19 protein-coding genes are annotated in these 16,962 nt (G+C 73.3%); 10 read left to right on the top strand and 9 right to left on the bottom strand.

Annotation, left to right across the window (positions count from 1 at the left end; translation table 11 throughout):
• Nucleotide 1: 1 nt before the first annotated feature.
• Nucleotides 2-211: a helix-turn-helix domain-containing protein gene (locus ACO4JP_RS05440; protein ID WP_425956366.1), complete on the bottom strand. Its 210-nt coding sequence runs from the start codon at nt 209-211 to the stop codon at nt 2-4.
• Between the two features lie 134 nt (nt 212-345).
• Here ACO4JP_RS05440 and ACO4JP_RS05445 point away from each other — a divergent pair, with 134 nt between their 5' ends.
• From ACO4JP_RS05445 to ACO4JP_RS05460, 4 genes are all read left to right on the top strand, one after another.
• Nucleotides 346-1,005: a hypothetical protein gene (locus ACO4JP_RS05445; RefSeq protein WP_425956367.1), complete on the top strand. Its 660-nt coding sequence runs from the start codon at nt 346-348 to the stop codon at nt 1,003-1,005.
• Complete coding sequence (locus tag ACO4JP_RS05450; protein ID WP_425956368.1) at nt 1,005-2,294, top strand: AAA family ATPase; 1,290 nt, start codon at nt 1,005-1,007, stop codon at nt 2,292-2,294. The genes ACO4JP_RS05445 and ACO4JP_RS05450 overlap by 1 nt, the downstream gene beginning before the upstream one ends.
• Before the next feature lie 107 nt (nt 2,295-2,401).
• Nucleotides 2,402-2,548: a hypothetical protein gene (locus ACO4JP_RS05455; protein WP_425956369.1), complete on the top strand. Its 147-nt coding sequence runs from the start codon at nt 2,402-2,404 to the stop codon at nt 2,546-2,548.
• Nucleotides 2,549-2,575: 27 nt separating this feature from the next.
• A complete protein-coding gene (locus ACO4JP_RS05460) occupies nt 2,576-3,088 on the top strand; it encodes a DUF6912 family protein (RefSeq protein ID WP_425956370.1) in 513 nt (170 codons plus the stop codon).
• Between the two features lie 28 nt (nt 3,089-3,116).
• On the opposite strand, the gene hisN is transcribed toward ACO4JP_RS05460, so the two are convergent.
• From hisN to ACO4JP_RS05480, 4 genes are read right to left on the bottom strand one after another with little or no spacing between them, the layout of a single operon-like run.
• Complete coding sequence (gene hisN / locus ACO4JP_RS05465) at nt 3,117-3,905, bottom strand: histidinol-phosphatase (RefSeq protein ID WP_425956371.1); 789 nt, start codon at nt 3,903-3,905, stop codon at nt 3,117-3,119.
• Between the two features lie 2 nt (nt 3,906-3,907).
• The gene (gene rsgA / locus ACO4JP_RS05470; protein ID WP_425956372.1) at nt 3,908-4,939 is read right to left on the bottom strand and encodes a ribosome small subunit-dependent GTPase A; all 1,032 of its coding nucleotides are present in this window, start codon (nt 4,937-4,939) and stop codon (nt 3,908-3,910) included.
• Nucleotides 4,939-6,246, bottom strand: coding sequence for a 3-phosphoshikimate 1-carboxyvinyltransferase (gene aroA, locus ACO4JP_RS05475; protein WP_425956373.1), 1,308 nt, complete (start codon nt 6,244-6,246; stop codon nt 4,939-4,941). The genes rsgA and aroA overlap by 1 nt, the downstream gene beginning before the upstream one ends.
• A 9-nt stretch (nt 6,247-6,255) precedes the next feature.
• Nucleotides 6,256-6,717 (bottom strand): DoxX family membrane protein, encoded by a 462-nt coding sequence (locus ACO4JP_RS05480; protein WP_425956374.1) that lies wholly within the window; start codon nt 6,715-6,717, stop codon nt 6,256-6,258.
• 83 nt (nt 6,718-6,800) lie between these two features.
• Between ACO4JP_RS05480 and ACO4JP_RS05485 the strand changes: the two genes are divergently transcribed.
• Both ACO4JP_RS05485 and rsrA read left to right on the top strand, forming a co-directional pair.
• Nucleotides 6,801-7,598, top strand: a complete 798-nt coding sequence (locus tag ACO4JP_RS05485) for a sigma-70 family RNA polymerase sigma factor (protein WP_425956375.1) — start codon at nt 6,801-6,803, stop codon at nt 7,596-7,598.
• A complete protein-coding gene (gene rsrA, locus ACO4JP_RS05490) occupies nt 7,595-7,864 on the top strand; it encodes a mycothiol system anti-sigma-R factor (protein WP_425956376.1) in 270 nt (89 codons plus the stop codon). Before ACO4JP_RS05485 ends, rsrA begins: the two co-directional genes overlap by 4 nt.
• Nucleotides 7,865-7,960: 96 nt before the next feature.
• On the opposite strand, the gene ACO4JP_RS05495 is transcribed toward rsrA, so the two are convergent.
• Nucleotides 7,961-8,035 carry a 50S ribosomal protein bL37 gene (locus ACO4JP_RS05495; RefSeq protein WP_425957059.1) on the bottom strand — a complete coding sequence of 25 codons (75 nt, stop codon included), beginning with the start codon at nt 8,033-8,035 and terminating at the stop codon, nt 7,961-7,963.
• A 130-nt stretch (nt 8,036-8,165) separates the two neighbouring features.
• Here ACO4JP_RS05495 and ACO4JP_RS05500 point away from each other — a divergent pair, with 130 nt between their 5' ends.
• Genes ACO4JP_RS05500 through ACO4JP_RS05510 form a run of 3 tightly spaced genes read left to right on the top strand, consistent with a single transcriptional unit; the run spans nt 8,166 to nt 10,101 of the window.
• On the top strand, nt 8,166-8,972 hold the full coding sequence (locus ACO4JP_RS05500; RefSeq protein ID WP_425956377.1) for a DUF4097 family beta strand repeat-containing protein: 807 nt from the start codon (nt 8,166-8,168) through the stop codon (nt 8,970-8,972).
• Nucleotides 8,972-9,586: a PadR family transcriptional regulator gene (locus ACO4JP_RS05505; RefSeq protein ID WP_425956378.1), complete on the top strand. Its 615-nt coding sequence runs from the start codon at nt 8,972-8,974 to the stop codon at nt 9,584-9,586. Before ACO4JP_RS05500 ends, ACO4JP_RS05505 begins: the two co-directional genes overlap by 1 nt.
• The gene (locus tag ACO4JP_RS05510; protein WP_425956379.1) at nt 9,583-10,101 is read left to right on the top strand and encodes a mycothiol transferase; all 519 of its coding nucleotides are present in this window, start codon (nt 9,583-9,585) and stop codon (nt 10,099-10,101) included. The genes ACO4JP_RS05505 and ACO4JP_RS05510 overlap by 4 nt, the downstream gene beginning before the upstream one ends.
• A gap of 30 nt (nt 10,102-10,131) precedes the next feature.
• On the opposite strand, the gene ACO4JP_RS05515 is transcribed toward ACO4JP_RS05510, so the two are convergent.
• Together ACO4JP_RS05515 and ACO4JP_RS05520 are read right to left on the bottom strand one after the other, a co-directional pair.
• Nucleotides 10,132-10,773, bottom strand: a complete 642-nt coding sequence (locus ACO4JP_RS05515; RefSeq protein ID WP_425956380.1) for a GDSL-type esterase/lipase family protein — start codon at nt 10,771-10,773, stop codon at nt 10,132-10,134.
• Between the two features lie 32 nt (nt 10,774-10,805).
• Nucleotides 10,806-11,732, bottom strand: a complete 927-nt coding sequence (locus ACO4JP_RS05520; RefSeq protein WP_425956381.1) for an aldose 1-epimerase family protein — start codon at nt 11,730-11,732, stop codon at nt 10,806-10,808.
• Between the two features lie 70 nt (nt 11,733-11,802).
• On the opposite strand from ACO4JP_RS05520, the gene ACO4JP_RS05525 reads away from it, so the two are divergent.
• On the top strand, nt 11,803-12,795 hold the full coding sequence (locus tag ACO4JP_RS05525; protein ID WP_425956382.1) for an aldo/keto reductase: 993 nt from the start codon (nt 11,803-11,805) through the stop codon (nt 12,793-12,795).
• Between the two features lie 105 nt (nt 12,796-12,900).
• Here ACO4JP_RS05525 and ACO4JP_RS05530 read toward each other — a convergent pair whose 3' ends face one another.
• Nucleotides 12,901-16,707 (bottom strand): multifunctional oxoglutarate decarboxylase/oxoglutarate dehydrogenase thiamine pyrophosphate-binding subunit/dihydrolipoyllysine-residue succinyltransferase subunit, encoded by a 3,807-nt coding sequence (locus ACO4JP_RS05530; RefSeq protein WP_425956383.1) that lies wholly within the window; start codon nt 16,705-16,707, stop codon nt 12,901-12,903.
• Nucleotides 16,708-16,962 lie beyond the last annotated feature (255 nt).

Below are 16,962 nucleotides of genomic sequence, written 5' to 3' on the forward strand. Positions count from 1 at the left end.
GTCACATCTCGCCCGACTGGATGCGCTCGCGCGTCCGCGCGTACTGCCGATCGATGTACGCCTCGAGCTCGGTCGCCTCCACCCGCCACACGCCCTTGCCGCCGATCTGGATGGCGGGGAGCTCCCCGCTGCGGACCATCGCGTACGCCTGGCGGGACGAGATGGCAAGCATCTCCTCGACGTCGGCGAGGGAAAGGAAGCGGGCGGCCATGCGGCCAGTCTGGCACAGCAAGATGTGTGCACAAGGGCCGTTTGTCCACAGATCCCGGCGAATCACCCCGTTGGCCCACGGATGATGGTCCCCGACACCCCTCGACGCACCACCACCAGCACGAAGGAACATCCATGAGCACCGAGACCCTCCCTGCTCCCGTGGCGCAGCGCCTGCGGCGCCCGTCGTGGCGCGACCCCCGCCTCGTGACGGGCGTCGTGCTCGTGGCGCTCGCGGTCTCGCTCGGTTCGTGGGCGGTGTCCACGGCGTCGCGCACGGTCCCCGTCTGGGCCGCCGCGGGCCCGCTGACGCCGGGCGACCGTGTGACCCCCGACGCGGTGCGCGCCGTCGAGGTGCGCCTGGGCGACGGCGCCGACCTCTACCTGCCCGCCGACCAGCCGCTCCCGGAGGGCCTCGTCGCGACGCGCGTGGTCGACGAGGGCGAGCTCGTCGCCCGGTCCGCGCTCGGCGACGCCGCCGGGCTCGACCTGCGCTCGGTCGCGGTGCCCGTGGACGGCGCGCTCTCGGCACGCGTGCGCAAGGGCAGCGTGGTCGACGTGTGGTTCGTGCCGGACGCCGCGCCCGGCGGCCGTGACCGCGAGGCGCCGGCGCCGCGCGCGGTCGTCGAGGGCGTCGTGGTCGAGCAGGTCGACGACGCCGGGACCGGCCTGGTCGTCGGCTCGGCGACCACGCTGCACGTCCTGGTGCCTACCGCGGATCTGCCCGACCTCCTCGCGGCGCTCGGCGACGACGGCACGGTCGACGTCGTCCCCCTGGCCGGGGGAGCCTCCTGATGGCGATGCCCGTCACCGTCCTCGCGGCCGTGCGGGGCGCCGCCGAGACGGAGGTCGTGCTCGCGCTCGGCGCGCCCGGGTCGGGCGCCACCGTGACCCGCCGCTGCGGTGACGTCGTGGAGCTGCTCGCCGCCGCGGCCGCCGGAGCGGGCACCGTGGCGGTCGTGTCCGGGGACCTGCCCGGCATCGACCGCGAGACCGTCGCGCGGCTGCACGGGGCCGGCGTCCGCGTCGTCGCGCTCGACGACGGCCACGGCTCCGACCGCCTCCGGGCGCTGGGCGTCGACGCCGTGCTCGACTGGGCCGCCACGCCGGGCGCGGCGGGTCTGGTCGAAGCGGTGCGCGAAGCGGCGGGCGGGCATGCCGCCGAGCACGCCTCCGATGCGTCCGGAGACCCTGATCGCGGAGCGCCCGAGCTCGAGAGGCCCGGCCGCCTCGTCGCCGTCTGGGGCCCGGTCGGCGCCCCAGGGCGCACCACGGTCGCGCTCGAGCTCGCCGCCGAGCTGGCCGGGCTCGCGGGCCGCCCCGGCCGCCGCACGCGCAGGGGTCGCCACGTGGACGCGCCTGAGGCGCCCGGGTCGGTGCTGCTCGTCGACGCCGACACCTACGGCTCGTCCCTCGCCATGCGCCTGGGCCTGCTCGACGACGCGCCGGGGCTCGCCGCCGCCTGCCGCGCCGCCGGCCAGGGCGCGCTCGACGTCGCCGCACTGGCCCGGCAGAGCCCGGTCGTCGCGCCGGGCCTGCGCGTGCTCACCGGCATCACGCGTGCGGCGCGCTGGCCGGAGGTCCCGGCCTCGGGCCTCGAGGTCGTCCTCGACCGGGCCCGCGGGCTCGCCGCGTGGACCGTCGTCGACACGGCCGCGCCGATCGAGGCGGACGAGCTGCTGATGTACGACACGCACGCGCCGCAGCGCAACGCCGCGACCCTCACCGCGCTCGCCGCGGCCAACGACGTCGTCGTCGTCGGCGCGGCCGACCCGGTCGGCATCCAGCGGCTCGTCCGTGCGCTCGAGGAGCTCCGCGAGGCGCCCGTGCCGGTGCCCGCGCCGGCCGCGGTCGTCGTCACCAGGGCGCGGGCGTCCGCCGTCGGGCCGCGGCCCGAGGCTGCCGTGCGCGAGGCGATGGCCCGCTACGCCGGCCTCGACGACGTCGTCGTCGTTCCCGACGACGCGGCGGCGCTCGACGGCGCGACGCTGGCGGGGCGAAGCCTTGCCGAGCACGCGCCGACCTCGCCGGCGCGGACCGCGCTCGTCGGCCTGGCGGGCCGGCTCCGGGAGCGCGTCGGCTGAGCAAGGGTGTCGCCTTTCCCACCAAGGGGCCCGACGTACCTGCTCTCCTTCTACACCGAGGTGCTCGGCCTCTCCGCCGCGGCCGCCGCCACGATGTTCGTCGCGGTGTGGCTCATGCCGCCCTGCTCGTGCTCGCGATGTTCATCATCAGCCGCTACGACCTGAGCGACGAGCGCCTGACCGAGATGAACGCCGAGATCGAGCAGCGGGTCACAGCAGCCAGCGCCGCAGCAGCCAGCGCCGCGGCCGCCTGAGCGGCGAGGCTCCGGCAGAATCGGGGCATGCGCCTCTACGTGCCCGCCACGCTCGACGAGCTGGACTCCGCCGCCGTCACCGCCACCACCGCCACCTGGACCGTCCCGGGCCGGCCGGCCTACGCGGTGACGGTGGCACTCGCCGTCTCGCTGCCGGGGGAGGACGAGGAGGGCCTCGAGTGGTACGCGTTCCTCGCCGCCGCGCACGACTCGCTGCTGCGGGTCGCCGAGGCGCCCGACGGCGTCCGGCTGCGGGTCGTGGTCACGGTCGAGGTGCCTGACGACGTCGTCCAGACGCCGCGCGACGCCGGCACCGCGGCGTCCCAGGTGTGCGTGACGGACGACCTCCCGGGCACGCAGGTCGTCGCGGTGCACGTGGACGAGCCGGACGCGTCGCTCGACATCATCGACGTCCTGGACGCGGCGGCGAGCGAGGCCCCGGACGCGGACGCGGCGCTCGACGACGCGATCCAGCGCGTGACGGACCGCGACCTGCTCTGGTACGCGCCGGAGGAGATCGCCGCGATCCCGCGCGCGTGAGGCCTTGCCCCGACCCCGGGCGCCAAGGTCAGCCGAGGTAGACCAGGACCTCGTCGTGGAGCAGCGAGTTCGTGGCCACGGCGTTGCCGCCCCACGGGCCCGGGGACCCGTCCAGGGACGTGAACCGGCCGCCGGCCTCGGTCACGATCGGCACGAGGGCGGCCATGTCGTACACCGCGAGCTCCGGCTCGGCGGCGATGTCCGCGGCGCCCTCGGCCACCAGCATGTACGACCAGAAGTCGCCGTAGCCACGCGTGCGGTAGCAGCGGCGGGTGAGGTCGAGGAAGCCGTCGAGCTTGCCGCGCTCCTCCCACCCGCCGAGCGAGGCGTAGGAGAACGACGCGTCCTCGAGCTTCCGCACGCCCGAGACGGCCATGCGCGTCGCCGACGAGAGCGAGCGCCCCGTCCAGGCGCCCGAGCCCTTGGCCGCCCACCAGCGCCGCCCGAGCGCCGGCGCCGAGACGAGGCCCATGACGACCTCCTCGCCGTCGGCCAGGGCGATGAGCGTGGCCCAGACGGGCACGCCGCGCACGAAGTTCTTGGTGCCGTCGATCGGGTCGATGATCCAGCGCCGGGCACCGTTGCCCGCCGAGCCGTACTCCTCCCCGACGATGGCGTCGCGCGTGCGCGCCCGCTTGAGCTGCGCGCGGATGAACTCCTCCGCGGCGCGGTCGGCGTCGGAGACGGGGGTGTTGTCCGGCTTCGTCTCCACGCGCAGGTCGAGCGCGCGGAACCGGTCCATGGTCAGGGCGTCGACCTGGTCGGCGATGACGTGCGCCAGTCGCAGGTCGTCCTCGTACGTGCGAGCAGGGGTCACGCTCACACGCTAGCGGTGCGCGACGTCAGCAAGCGGCGAAAGCTCGCCAGGCGGACCTCGCGTGTCGCCCGGGCGTCGGCGTCAGGAGCGGCGTCGAGCCACTCGTCGAGCGCGCAGTCGGGGGCGTTGTCGAGGTGCGTGCAGCCACGGGGGCACTCCGCCGCGGCCTTGTCGAGGTCCTCGAAAGCGGCTAACACGTGCTCGACCTCGACGTGCGCGAGCCCGAGCGACCGGACGCCGGGCGTGTCCACGACCCAGCCCTGGTGGCCGGGCAGGCGCAGCGCAACCGCCGACGTCGACGTGTGCCGGCCGCGCCCCGTGACGTCGTTGACGTGGCCCGTCGCCCGGCGGGCCCCCGGCACGAGGGCGTTGACCAGCGTCGACTTGCCGACGCCCGAGTGCCCGAGCAGCACCGAGACGCGCCCGCGCAGCCGGTCGCGCACGGACTCGACGGACTCGGGCTCGGAGAGCGTCGAGACGACCACCACCTCGACGCCGAGCGGCTCGTAGAGCCCGCGCAGCTCGTCGGCCGGGGCGAGGTCCGCCTTGGTGAGGCACAGCAGCACGTCCATCCCGGCGTCGTACGCCGCGACGACGGCACGGTCGATCATGCCGGTGCGCGGCTCGGGCTGGGCCAGCGCGGTGACGATGACGAGCTGGTCGGCGTTGGCGACGACGATGCGCTCGTAGGGGTCGGTGTCGTCGGCCGTGCGCCGCAGCACGGACGTCCGCTCGTTGATCCGCACGACGCGCGCGAGCGTGTCCCTGCCACCGGACGTGTCGCCGACGACGTCGACGCGGTCGCCGACGACCACGCGCGTGCGCGCGAGCTCGCGCGCCTTCATCGCCAGGACGGCCCGCTCCGAGGGCTCGCCCTCGCCGAGGAGCAGCGTGTACCGCCCGCGGTCGACGCCGGTCACGAACCCGACGACGGCGTCCGCGTGCTCGGGCCGCTGCTTGGTGCGGGGCCGGCTGCCGCGCTTGGACGGGCGCCCGTAGGCCTCGAGCTCGTCGCGCCCGCCCCGACCCGCCATCAGAGGATCGCCTGCCACATGCCCGCGAACCCGGGCAGGGTCTTGGCGGTGGTCTCGACATCCTCGACCTGCACGCCCGGCACCCGCAGGCCGATGAGCGCGCCCGACGTCGCCATGCGGTGGTCGGCGTACGTGCGGAAGAGCGCGCCGTGCAGCGGCCGCGGCGTGATGACGAGCCCGTCGCGCGTCTCCTCGGCCTGGCCGCCGAGGCGCGTGATCTCCGTGGCGAGCGCAGCCAGCCGGTCGGTCTCGTGCCCGCGCAGGTGCGCGATGCCGCGCAGCCGGCTCGGGGAGTCGGCCAGGGCCGCGAGGGCCGCGATCGTCGGGGTCAGCTCGCCGGCGGCGCGCAGGTCGACGTCGATGCCGCGGATCGTGCCGTCGCCGGTCACGGTGAGCACGCCGTCGGCAGACAGCAAGGAGGACCCGCCCATGCGGTCGAGCAGCCCGGGCACCAGGGCGCCCGGCTGCGTCGTCGACGTCGGCCATCCGGGCACGGACACGCGCCCGCCGGCCACGAGCGCCGCCGCGAGGAAGGGAGCCGCGTTCGACAGGTCGGGCTCGACGCGCACGTCGCGCGCCGCGATCGGGCCGGGCGTGACCACCCAGATGCCGTCGCGCGAGTCGTCGACCTGGACGCCCGCGTCGCGCAGCGTCGCCACCGTCATCTGGATGTGCGGCACGCTCGGCAGCGTGATGCCGACGTGGCGCAGGGACAGGCCCTGCTCGAACCGCGCGGCCGCGAGCAGCAGGCCCGAGACGAACTGGCTCGACCCGGACGCGTCGACGTCGACCGAGCCGCCACGCAGCCCACCGCGCCCGACGACGGTGAAGGGCAGCGTGGACGGGAACGCCTCGCCCTCGTGCCCCTGCACCTTGACGCCGAGCGCGTGCAGGGCCGCGAGCACGGGCCGCATGGGGCGCACGCGCGCCTGCGGGTCGCCGTCGAACCGGACGGGGCCGTCGGCGAGCGCGGCGACCGGCGGGAGGAACCGCATGACGGTGCCGGCGAGGCCCGTGTGGACGTCGACGTCACCGGTGAGGCGCCCCGGGGTCACGTGCAGCGTAGAGGGGGAGTCCCCCTCGGTGATCTCGACGCCGAGCGAGCGCAGCGACGCGATCATGAGGTCGGCGTCGCGGCTCCGCAGCGCGCCGCGTAGCGTGCCCGGCCCCTCGGCGAGCGCGGCGAGCACCAGGAGCCGGTTGGTCAGCGACTTGGACCCGGGGATCTCGACGCTCGCGTCGAGCGGGCCGGTGGCGGCGGGCGCGTCCCACACGGGACCGGCGGGCGAGGGCGCGGGCGACGTCATGGGCCCAGGCTACTGGGCCTGCGCCTTCGCCCTCTGCCGCCGGGCGTTGCGCACGCGCCAGGAGATCCCGGGTCTGCCCTCGGTGTCGAAGCCGGCGAGGAGCGCCGCGCCGACGTACCCGATCGTGCGGACGAACTTCTGCATCCGCTCCGCCCGATCAGGCCCCTTGGCGGTGAACGGCTGGTGCACGACGGCGAGGGGCGCCGTGATGGAGGCCAGCTCGAGCGAGGCGAGCCGCGGGAGGAAGCCGGCGCCGAGCGCGACGCCGAGCACCGCGGTGTAGCCGCCGTGCACTCGCACGGCAAGGCTCAGGTTCGCGTCCGTGAGGCGCTTGACACCCAGGCGGTCGGTGACCTTGTCTGCGAGCCCGCGTGCGGCAGCGACGTGCTCCGCAGGATGCAGCGCGGCCTGCACGCCGTCATACACGAAGGGGGCGGCCAGCAGGGGGCGGGCGATGCGTCGCAGCAGCATGCCTCCACCATCGCAGAGGGGCGGTGAGCCTGCAGGTCGGAGCGGTGGGAATGCATCCGGCGTGCTGAGGCGTTCCCTGAGCGATGTCGTACACAGCCCCGTGCCCCACGTCTCCCGCCGCCATCGCGCCGGTGCCGCTCTTCGCGCTCCCGGCACAGATCGACGGCGTCTCCAAGGCCAAGGACGCACAGCGTGCTTGGCCGCCCGTGGTCATCCGCCAGGGTCTAGGCTCGGGCGCGATGAGCGACGACCTGACCGACGACGAGACCACCACCGAGCGCGCGCCCGAGAACGAGGACGCGGCCGCCCGTGCCGCGCGCTTCGAGCGCGACGCGCTCGCGCACCTGGACCAGCTGTACTCGGCCGCGCTGCGCATGACGCGCAACCCCGCGGACGCGGAGGACCTGGTGCAGGAGACCTTCGCGAAGGCGTTCGCCGCGTTCCACCAGTACAGGCCCGGCACGAACCTCAAGGCGTGGCTGTACCGGATCCTGACGAACACCTTCATCAACAGCTATCGCAAGAAGCAGCGCGAGCCGCAGCAGTCGCAGGCCGAGGAGGTCGAGGACTGGCAGATCGCCCGCGCGGCGTCGCACACGTCCCAGGGACTGCGCTCGGCCGAGGCCGAGGCGCTGGACCGCCTGCCGGACTCCGACGTCAAGCGGGCGCTCGCGACGCTGCCCGAGGACCGCCGCATGGTCGTGTACTACGCGGACGTCGAGGGATTCCCCTACAAGGAGATCGCCGAGATCATGGGCACACCGATCGGGACGGTGATGTCCCGGTTGCACCGCGGCCGCAAGCAGCTCCGCGAGCTGCTCGCCGACTACGCGGTGGAGCGTGGCCTCGTCCCGGCACAGGCGCACGGAGGTACGAAGTGAACGAGCCCATCCCGCACGACGTCGAGGGCGAGTCCGAGTGCGAGCACGCGCTCGTGCACCTCAGCGAGTTCCTCGACTCGGAGATGACGCCCGACGACGAGCAGCGCATGCGCGACCACCTCGCGCACTGCTCGCCGTGCCTGGCGGAGCTCAGCGCCGAGGAGCTGGTCAAGAAGCTCGTGCGACGGTCGTGCGCCGAGCGCGCCCCCGAGTCACTGCGCGCGCGCATCCACACGCAGCTCACCGTGATGACGGCGGCGGACTGACCGCAGCACCCCCAGACAGGCAGCACCCCCAGACAGAACGAGAGGCCGCGGACCCCCCGAAGGGTCCGCGGCCTCTCGCGCGTCTGCTGCCTGCGCTCAGGCGTTGGGACGCTTGCCGTGGTTCGCGGCGCTGCCCTTGCGGGTGCGACGCTTCCGACCGCGCTTGCTCATGATTGCTCCCACTGTGGTGGACGGATGTCGATCTATGGTCCCACACGGGGTTGGCAGGTCGCGAAACGCGATATATCGTGTTCGGAGAGACGCGATATATCGCGTTCAAGACGCCGAGGAGGCAGTTGCCATGGCAGCAGAACGCTGGACCGTCACCGGTCCGCAGACCATCGAGCTCGACGGCGTCACCGCCCTCGCGGTGCACATCGTCGACGGACGCGCCGACGTCGTCGCGCACGACGAGCCCGTCACGCGCGTGGAGGTCCACGCCGTCGACGGCCGCGCCGTCGAGGTGCGCCTCGACGACGACGGACGCCTCGTCGTCGGGCACGAGACCCTCAGCGGGTGGAAGGCCTTCTTCGAGAACTTCCGCGACTTCACGGGCCGCGCGCGCGCCGACGTGTATGTGGCCGTCCCGCGGGACGTCCCCATCAAGGTGGGCACCGTGCGGGGCGAGACCCTCCTGGCCGGCACGCGCGGTACGGGACAGGCGAGCACCGTCTCGGGCTCGGTGCTGGTCACCGACGCCGAGGGCTCGCTCGACGTGACCACCGTCTCCGGCGAGGTCACGGTCCGCGACCACCGCGGCGACGTCGGGACCAACAGCGTCTCCGGCGGGGTGACCGTGACGGGATGGGTGCCGGCCGTCGACACCAACACCGTCTCGGGGTCCGTGACGCTCGACCTGTACGACCAGCCGCGGCAGGTGCGCTGCTCGTCGGTGTCGGGCGCGGTGCTCGTGCGGCTCCCCGACGTTTCGGTCGTCGACGCGCGGCTGTCGGGCGTCAGCGGCCGGCTCGTCGTGGGCGGAATCGAGGCCAACGGGTTCGGCTCCAAGGTGCTGCGCCCGGCACGCCCGGCGGCCACGATCCTCACGGCCAACGCCGTGTCCGGCGACGTCACGGTCATCGGACGGCAGGCCGAAGGGGCGGCCTGATGCCCCCGGTCTTCGCGCACGGCGAGCTGCGCCTGTACCTCCTGGCGCTCCTCGAGGACGGGCCACGCCACGGGTACGAGCTCATGACCGAGCTCGCCGACCGGTTCGGTGGCACGTACCGGCCCAGCGCCGGCACGGTGTACCCGCGGCTGGCCCGCCTCGAGGCGGAGGGCCTGGTGCGCCGCGCCGACGAGGGTCGCAAGTCCCCGTACGTCCTCACCGACGCCGGCCTGGCCCTGCTCGACGCACGCCGCGACGACCTGCGCCGGCTCGAGCACTCGGTGGCCGAGACGGTGCGTGCGCGCGCCGACGAGCTGCGCGCCGACGTGCGCTCGACGATGCAGGGCCTGCGCGCCGAGCTCGCCGCCGCCGCGCAGGAGGTGCGCGTCCGCCCCGCGCCCGACGTGCCGCCCGACCCGCGCCGCGCCCAGTCGTACGCCGCGCGCCGCGAGGTCGAGGCGCTCGTGCAGCGCTTCCGCGCAGACGTCCTCGCCGACCTGCGGCAGGCCGACCTCGCCGGCTCCGTCGGGCAGCTCACGGTCGAGACGGCGCGCACGGTGCTCGACGGCGCCCGGGCGGCGATCCGCGCGACGGTGCGAGGCTGGGAGGCATGAACTCCGCCTCCGTGCTCCTCGACGCGTTCGGCCGGCTGCCGCGCGGCGTCCACCGGGTCGTCGCGGGCGCCCACGACGCCGACGACGGCTTCCTCACCTTTCGCGTCGACCCCGGGGCCAACACGATCGCCTGGCTCGTCTGGCACCTCACCCGGGTGCAGGACGACCACGTCGCCGACGTCGCCGGCACCGAGCAGGTCTGGACCGACGACGGGTGGGCCGAACGGTTCGGACTGCCGCTGCCGGCCCGGGACACCGGGTACGGGCACTCGGCCGACGACGTCGCCCAGGTCGGCGTCCGGGCCCCGCTGCTGCGCGGCTACTTCGACGCCGTGCACGCGGCGACGATCGGGTACGTCGAGACCCTCACCGACGCCGACCTCGACCGCGTCGTCGACACGCGCTGGGACCCGGCGGTGACGCTGGGCGTCCGGCTCGTGAGCGTCGTCGGCGACTGCACGGCGCACCTCGCGCAGGCGCAGTACGTGCGCGGGGTGTACGAGCGGCGGCGCTGAGGGATCGCTCCGCCGTGCTCGTCGCCGGCCTTATTCCTCGGCGCTCGGGAGGCCCAGCCACGCGTGCCAGCCCGTGTGCAGCACGAGCCACGCCATGAGCCCGTAGCCGGCCTGCCCCGGGTAGAGCGACCCGTTCTGGGCGAGGTCGGCGAGCCACTGCTCGTGGTGCGCCAGGGGCGTGTACGTGTCGACGTACGGCACGCGGCGCCGCGACGCGACGTCGGCGAACGCCGCGGACAGCTCGGCGATCCGCGGCCCGTCCTCGGGGCGGCCGGGCGGCGGCCCGACGACGAACGTCGGGGCGCTCCCGGCCGCGGCCACGTCGAGGATGTTGGCGAGGTTGAGCCGCGAGCGCGCGATCGACAGGCCCGCGGCGACGTCGTGCCGGCCGAGCGCGACGACCAGCCGGTTCTCGGCCTCGAAGCCGAACCTCGTGGCGGTCTCGGCCTCCCAGCGCGCGCCGAGCCCCGACGTCGTCTCGCCCGGCACCGCGAGCGTGAAGTGCATCGCGGGCCGGTCGAAGTGCGAACGTGCCATGACGCGACCGACCCAGCCGAGCGCCCGGGCGTCACCGACGCCCACGCTCAGCTCGTCGCCGACCACGCAGATGCGCACCTCTCGAGCGGTCACCGCCTCACCACGCCTTCCGATCTCGTCCCGCTGCGCGGCCATTCTCGCCCGCGGGGCCACCCCCCGCGGGGATGTCAGAGCAGCGTGGCGCCCCAGCGCACGGTGTGCACGTCGCCCGGCGCCAGGTGCACCAGGCGGTCGCCCGTGTTGAACGCGTCGGCGACGCAGCTCATGGGCTCGGCCGCGAGGCCCCCGCGCAGGAACTGCGGGATGTGGTTCGCCGAGCAGACCTGCCACGTGTCCATCGACTCGTCCATCCAGACCGCGGGAGTGCGGCCGTCAGGGCAGCCGAGGCGGCACCAGGACAAGCCCTCGGCGTCGCGCGTGACGTCGAGCCAGGCGTCGTCGAGGTCGAGGCCCGCGAGCGAGCGCTCGGTGACGAGGTCGTACGGGCCGGCGACGGGCTCGGTGCCCGTGGGCAGCAGGCGCTCGTCGACCGTGACGTGCGTCGTGGCGTCGAGCTGGACGGTGCACTCGTCGAGCGAGGCGCCGCCGGCCGACAGCCACGGGTGGAAACCGACGCCGTACGGCGCGGTGCCCGCGCCGACGTTGCGGGTGGTCACGGTGACCTCGAGGCCGGCGTCGGACAGGCCGTAGCGTGCCTGCGAGACGAGCTGGAAGGGCCAGCCCTTCTGGGCCGGGAGGGCGAGCTCGAGCGTCACGGAGCTCTCCGTGGCCTCGACGAGCGACCATCGTGTCCAGCAGGCGAGACCGTGCAGCGCGTTGCGGCGGTCCGGCTCGCTCTGCGCGAGCTCGTACGTGGTGCCGTCGACGGTGTACGAGGCGTCGCGCAGGCGGTTCGGCCAGGGGAGGAGCACGGCACCGTTGAACACCGGCGCCACCTCGTCCTCGGCGAAGGGGACGAACACCTCGCGCCCGCCGACCGTGTACTCGCGCACCATCGCGCCGACCTCGACGACGACAGCGCGGTGCCCTCCGTGGGTGATGACGTGCTGGGTGCCGGACGCCGCGGGCGCCGTGGTGATGTCGCTGGTGGTCACGTGCACACCGTAGCCGCCGCGCGAACGGGCTGCGTCGTACTGTGTGACCACTGAACCAAGGGGGAGAACGATGGAACGACAGGTACTCGGCCGCACGGGCCGGCTGGTCTCGGTCGTCGGCCTGGGAACCTGGCAGCTCGGCGCGGACTGGGGCGAGGTCAGTGACGAGGACTCGCGCGCCGTGCTCGAGGCCGCGCTCGAGGCCGGCGTGACGTTGTACGACACAGCGGACGTGTACGGCGACGGGCGCTCCGAGCAGGCGATCGGGACGTTCGTGAAAGACCACCCGGACGCCGGCATCACCGTGGCCACGAAGATGGGCCGCCGCGTGGACCAGGTCCCGGAGAACTACGTCCTCGCGAACTTCCGTGAGTGGACGGACCGCTCCCGCCGCAACCTCGGGGTCGACACGCTGGACCTGGTGCAGCTGCACTGCCCGCCGACCCCCGTCTACTCGACGCCCGAGGTGTACGACGCGCTCGACACGCTCGTCGCCGAGGGCGCGGTCGCGAGCTACGGCGTGAGCGTCGAGACGGCCGACGAGGCGCTCGAGGCGATCAAGCACCCGGGCATCGCGAGCGTCCAGATCATCCTCAACGCGTTCCGGCTCAAGCCGCTCGAGAAGGTGCTGCCCGCGGCCTCCGCGGCCGGCGTCGGGATCATCGCGCGTGTCCCGCTGGCCTCGGGCCTGCTGTCCGGCCGGTACACCAAGGACACGACGTTCGCGGAGAACGACCACCGCACGTACAACCGCCACGGAGAGGCGTTCGACGTCGGCGAGACGTTCTCCGGCGTCGACTACGAGACGGGCGTGACCGCGGCGGCGGAGTTCTCGACGCTCGCGGCCGCGCTGCCGGGTGACCTGACCCCCGCCCAGGCGGCGCTCGCCTGGGTGTGGCAGCAGCCGGGCGTCTCGACCGTCATCCCGGGCGCGCGCAACCCCGCGCAGGCGCGCACGAACGCGGCCGCCGGCGCGGTCCCGGCGTTGGGCCCGCTCTTCGCGTCGGGGGTCAAGGAAATCTACGACCGCCACTTCCGCGACCAGGTCCACGACCGCTGGTGACGGCGAGCATGTGACGCCGAGCTGAAGAAGCGAGAGCGCGAGGAGAGAGGGCTGACCTCTCTACCTCGCGCTCTCGCTTCCCCACCCCAGCGCGACGCCGATGCGTCAGCGGTCGAAGGCCTCCGCGATCAGGGCCTGCTCCTGCTGCGCGTGCAGCTTGTGCGTGCCAGCCGCAGTCGCGGCCGACGCCGGGCGCGACACCACGTTGACCGTCTTGCGCAGCTCGGACGGCAGCGCCAGGTGCAGGTACGACCAGGCGCCCTGGTTCTTCGGCTCGTCCTGGACCCACACGACGTCGTCGGTCGGGTACTTGGCCAGCTCCGCGAGGATCTCGGCGTCCGGCAGCGGGTACAGCTGCTCGAGGCGGATCAGCGCCGTCGTCGTGTCGCCGCGCTGCTTGCGCTCGGCGAGCAGGTCGTAGTAGACGCGGCCCGAGCACAGGACGACGCGGGTGACGCCGGCGGGCGGCGTCGCGTCGTCAGCGATGACCGGCCGGAACGTGCCCGAGGTGAACTCCTCGACGCCCGACGCAGCCGCCTTGAGGCGCAGCAGCTGCTTGGGCGTGAACACGACGAGCGGCTTGCGCGGGCGCTGGTATGCCTGCCGCCGCATGAGGTGGAAGTACGACGCCGGCGTCGACGGGTGCGCGATCACCATGTTGTCCTCGGCCGCGAGCTGGAGGAACCGCTCGATGCGCGCGGACGAGTGGTCCGGGCCCTGGCCCTCGTAGCCGTGCGGCAGCAGCATGACCAGCGACGACGACTGGCCCCACTTCTGCTCGGCCGACGACACGAACTCGTCGATGATCGTCTGGGCGCCGTTGACGAAGTCGCCGAACTGCGCCTCCCACAGGACCAGCGCGTCGGGGCGCTCGACCGAGTACCCGTACTCGAAGCCGAGGGCCGCGAACTCCGAGAGCGAGGAGTCGTAGACCCAGAACTTCGCCTGGTCCCTGGTGAGGTAGTTCAGCGGCGTCCACTCGGCGCCGTTGGTGCGGTCGTGGAAGACGGCGTGGCGCTGCGTGAAGGTGCCACGGCGCGAGTCCTGGCCCGCGAGGCGCACCGGGGTGCCCTCCATGAGCAGCGAGCCGAACGCGAGGATCTCGCCGAAGCCCCAGTCGATGCCACCGTCCTTGGACATGAGCTGACGCGTCTCGAGCAGCTTGACGAGCTTCGGGTGCACCGTGAAGCCCTCGGGCGGGGACACGTGGGCCTCGCCGATGCGCTCGACGACCGAGTGCGACACCGCCGTCTGCCAGCCGACCATCGTGCCGGCATCCTCACGCTGCGACTCGGGGCGCTCGAGGCCGCCGACGTGCTCGGCCGTGGGGTGTGCCCCCACGCCCTGCTTGGTCTCGGTGAACACCCGCTCGAGCTGGAGCTGGTAGTCCTGCAGCGCCAGCTCGGCCTCCTCGACCGTGATGTCGCCGCGGGCCACGAGGTTCTCGGTGTACAGGCGGCGCACCGAGCGCTTCTTCTCGATGAGGTTGTACATGAGCGGCTGCGTCATCGACGGGTCGTCGCCCTCGTTGTGGCCACGACGGCGGTAGCAGATCATGTCGATCACGACGTCGCGGTCGAACTGCTCGCGGTAGGCGAAGGCCAGCTCGGCGACCCGCACCACAGCCTCCGGGTCGTCGCCGTTCACGTGGAACACCGGCACCTGGAAGCCCTTGGCGATGTCCGTCGAGTACGTCGTCGAGCGCGAGCTCGACGGGCCGGTGGTGAAGCCGACCTGGTTGTTGACGATGACGTGGATGGTGCCGCCCGTGCGGTACCCGCGCAGCTGCGCCAGGTTGAGCACTTCGGGCACCACGCCCTGGCCCGCGAACGCGGCGTCGCCGTGCACGAGGATCGGCAGCACGGAGAATCCGTCGCCGCCCAGGTCGATGCGGTCCTGCTTGGCGCGGACGATGCCCTCCAGCACCGGGTCCACGGCCTCCAGGTGCGACGGGTTCGCCGCGAGGTGCACCTTCGTCGTCGCCCCCGACTCGGCGGTGAAGACGCCCTCGGTCCCGAGGTGGTACTTCACGTCGCCCGAGCCCTGGACGGACCGCGGGTCGAGCTGGCCCTCGAACTCCTTGAAGATCTGGCCGTAGCTCTTGCCGGCGATGTTGGCGAGCACGTTGAGGCGGCCGCGGTGCGACATGCCGATACCGACCTCGTCGAGGCCGTTCTCGGCGGCCTTGGACAGGATCGCGTCGAGCAGCGGGATGAGCGACTCGCCGCCCTCCAGCGAGAAGCGCTTCTGGCCCACGAACTTCGTCTGCAGGAACGTCTCGAACGCCTCGGCCGAGTTCAGGCGGCGCAGGACGCGCTGCTGGTCCTCGCGCGGCGTCCTGGCGTAGCCCGTCTCGAGCCGGTCCTGGATCCACTTGCGCTGGGCGCGGTCGGCGATGTGCATGTACTCGGCGCCGATGGTGCGGCAGTAGGAGTCGCGCAGCAGGCCGAGGGTCTCGCGCAGCGTCGCCTTGGGCTTGCCGCCGAACCCGGCGGTCGCGAACGTGCGGTCCAGGTCCCAGAGCGTGAGGCCGTGGTTCTGCACGTCCAGGTCGGGGTGCTTGCGCTGGCGGTAGGCGAGCGGGTCGGTGTCCGCCATGAGGTGGCCGCGCGAGCGGTACGCGTGGATGAGCTCGGCGATGCGGGCCGGCTTCGCGGCCTCGTCGTCGGCATCGTGGGTGTTGTCGCGGACCCAGCGGATCGGCTCGTACGGCACGCGCAGCGACGTGAAGACGCGGTCGTAGAAGCCGTCGAGGCCCAGCAGCTTGTCGGAGATGATCTTGAGGAACTCGCCCGACTGCGCACCCTGGATGATGCGGTGGTCGTAGGTCGAGGTCAGCGTCATGACCTTCGAGACGCCCATCTTCGACAGCTGCTCGAGCGACGCGCCTGCGAACTCCGCGGGGTAGTCCATGGCGCCGACGCCGACGATCGTGCCCTGGCCCTGCATGAGCCGCGGCACCGAGTGCACCGTGCCGATGCCGCCCGGGTTGGTCAGCGAGATCGTCGTGCCCTGGAAGTCCTCGACCGTGAGACGGCCGTTGCGGGCCTTGCGCACCAGGTCCTCGTACGCGCCGACGAACGCAAAGAAGTCGAGCGCGCCGGCGTCCTTGATCGACGGCACGAGGAGCTGGCGCGAGCCGTCCTCCTTGGCCAGGTCGATCGCGAGGCCGAACCCGACGCCCGCCGGGTGCACGATGCCGGGCTTGCCGTCGACGAGCGTGTAGTGCGCGTTCATCACGGGCATGTCGGCGAGCGCCTCGACCAGCGCGAAGCCGATGAGGTGCGTGAACGAGATCTTGCCGCCGCGCGTGCGCACCAGGTGGTTGTTGATGACGATGCGGTTGTCCACCATGAGCTTGGCGGGCACGGCGCGCACCGATGTCGCCGTCGGGACTTCGAGCGAGGACTCCATGTTGGTCACGACGCGCGCGGCCGGGCCGCGCAGCTTGGCGACCTCGTCCGCCGCCGGGGCCTGCGGCTTCGCCTTGACGACGGCGGCCTCCGCGTAGGGCGCTGTGGTCGGCTGCGCGGTGGCGACCGGACGCTCGGCCGGCAGCGGCTCGAAGGCGCCTCGCGGCGGGGCGGCTGCGGGAGCCGGGGCAGGAGCCGGGGCCAAAGGAGCCGCGGCCGTCGGAGCCGGGGCCACAGGAGCCGCGGCAGGAGCCTGGGCCGCCGGAGCCGGAGTCTCGGTGGCCGGCGCAGGCGCCTTGGCCGGCGCCGAAGTGGCGGCGCCGTCGCCGTCGTTCCTTTCCGGGGTATAGCCCTCGAAGAAGTCCCACCACGCGGGGTCCACCGCGTTCCGGTCCTTCAGGTACTGCTCGTACAGCTCGTCCACGAGCCCGGCATTGGCTCCGAACTCGGCACCGGCGCTCTCGCTGATCGACGTTGACTCAGCCTTCGGGGACACCACGCGCGTCTCGCCCGCCTTCACGTGTTGCAGAGGGGTGTTGGGTCGTGACCGGGGGTGATTCGTGGCACACCCTCGGACGCTCTCCAGCCTATGCCTTACCGCTGGGCCCTCCCCGGGTGCCCCGCCGCCTGCGCGCCTGCTGGTCGGCGGGAGGCAAAAGGTCGGGCAAGCCCGGTTCCGGGGAGACCGGTGAAGCGTCAACCATCGGCAACCGGTACCCCGTCGGGGCTCGGCAGGCCATGACCCGTGTGACAC

Source organism: Xylanimonas sp. McL0601, assembly GCF_049852175.1.
In the GTDB taxonomy this organism is placed as follows: domain Bacteria; phylum Actinomycetota; class Actinomycetes; order Actinomycetales; family Cellulomonadaceae; genus Xylanimonas.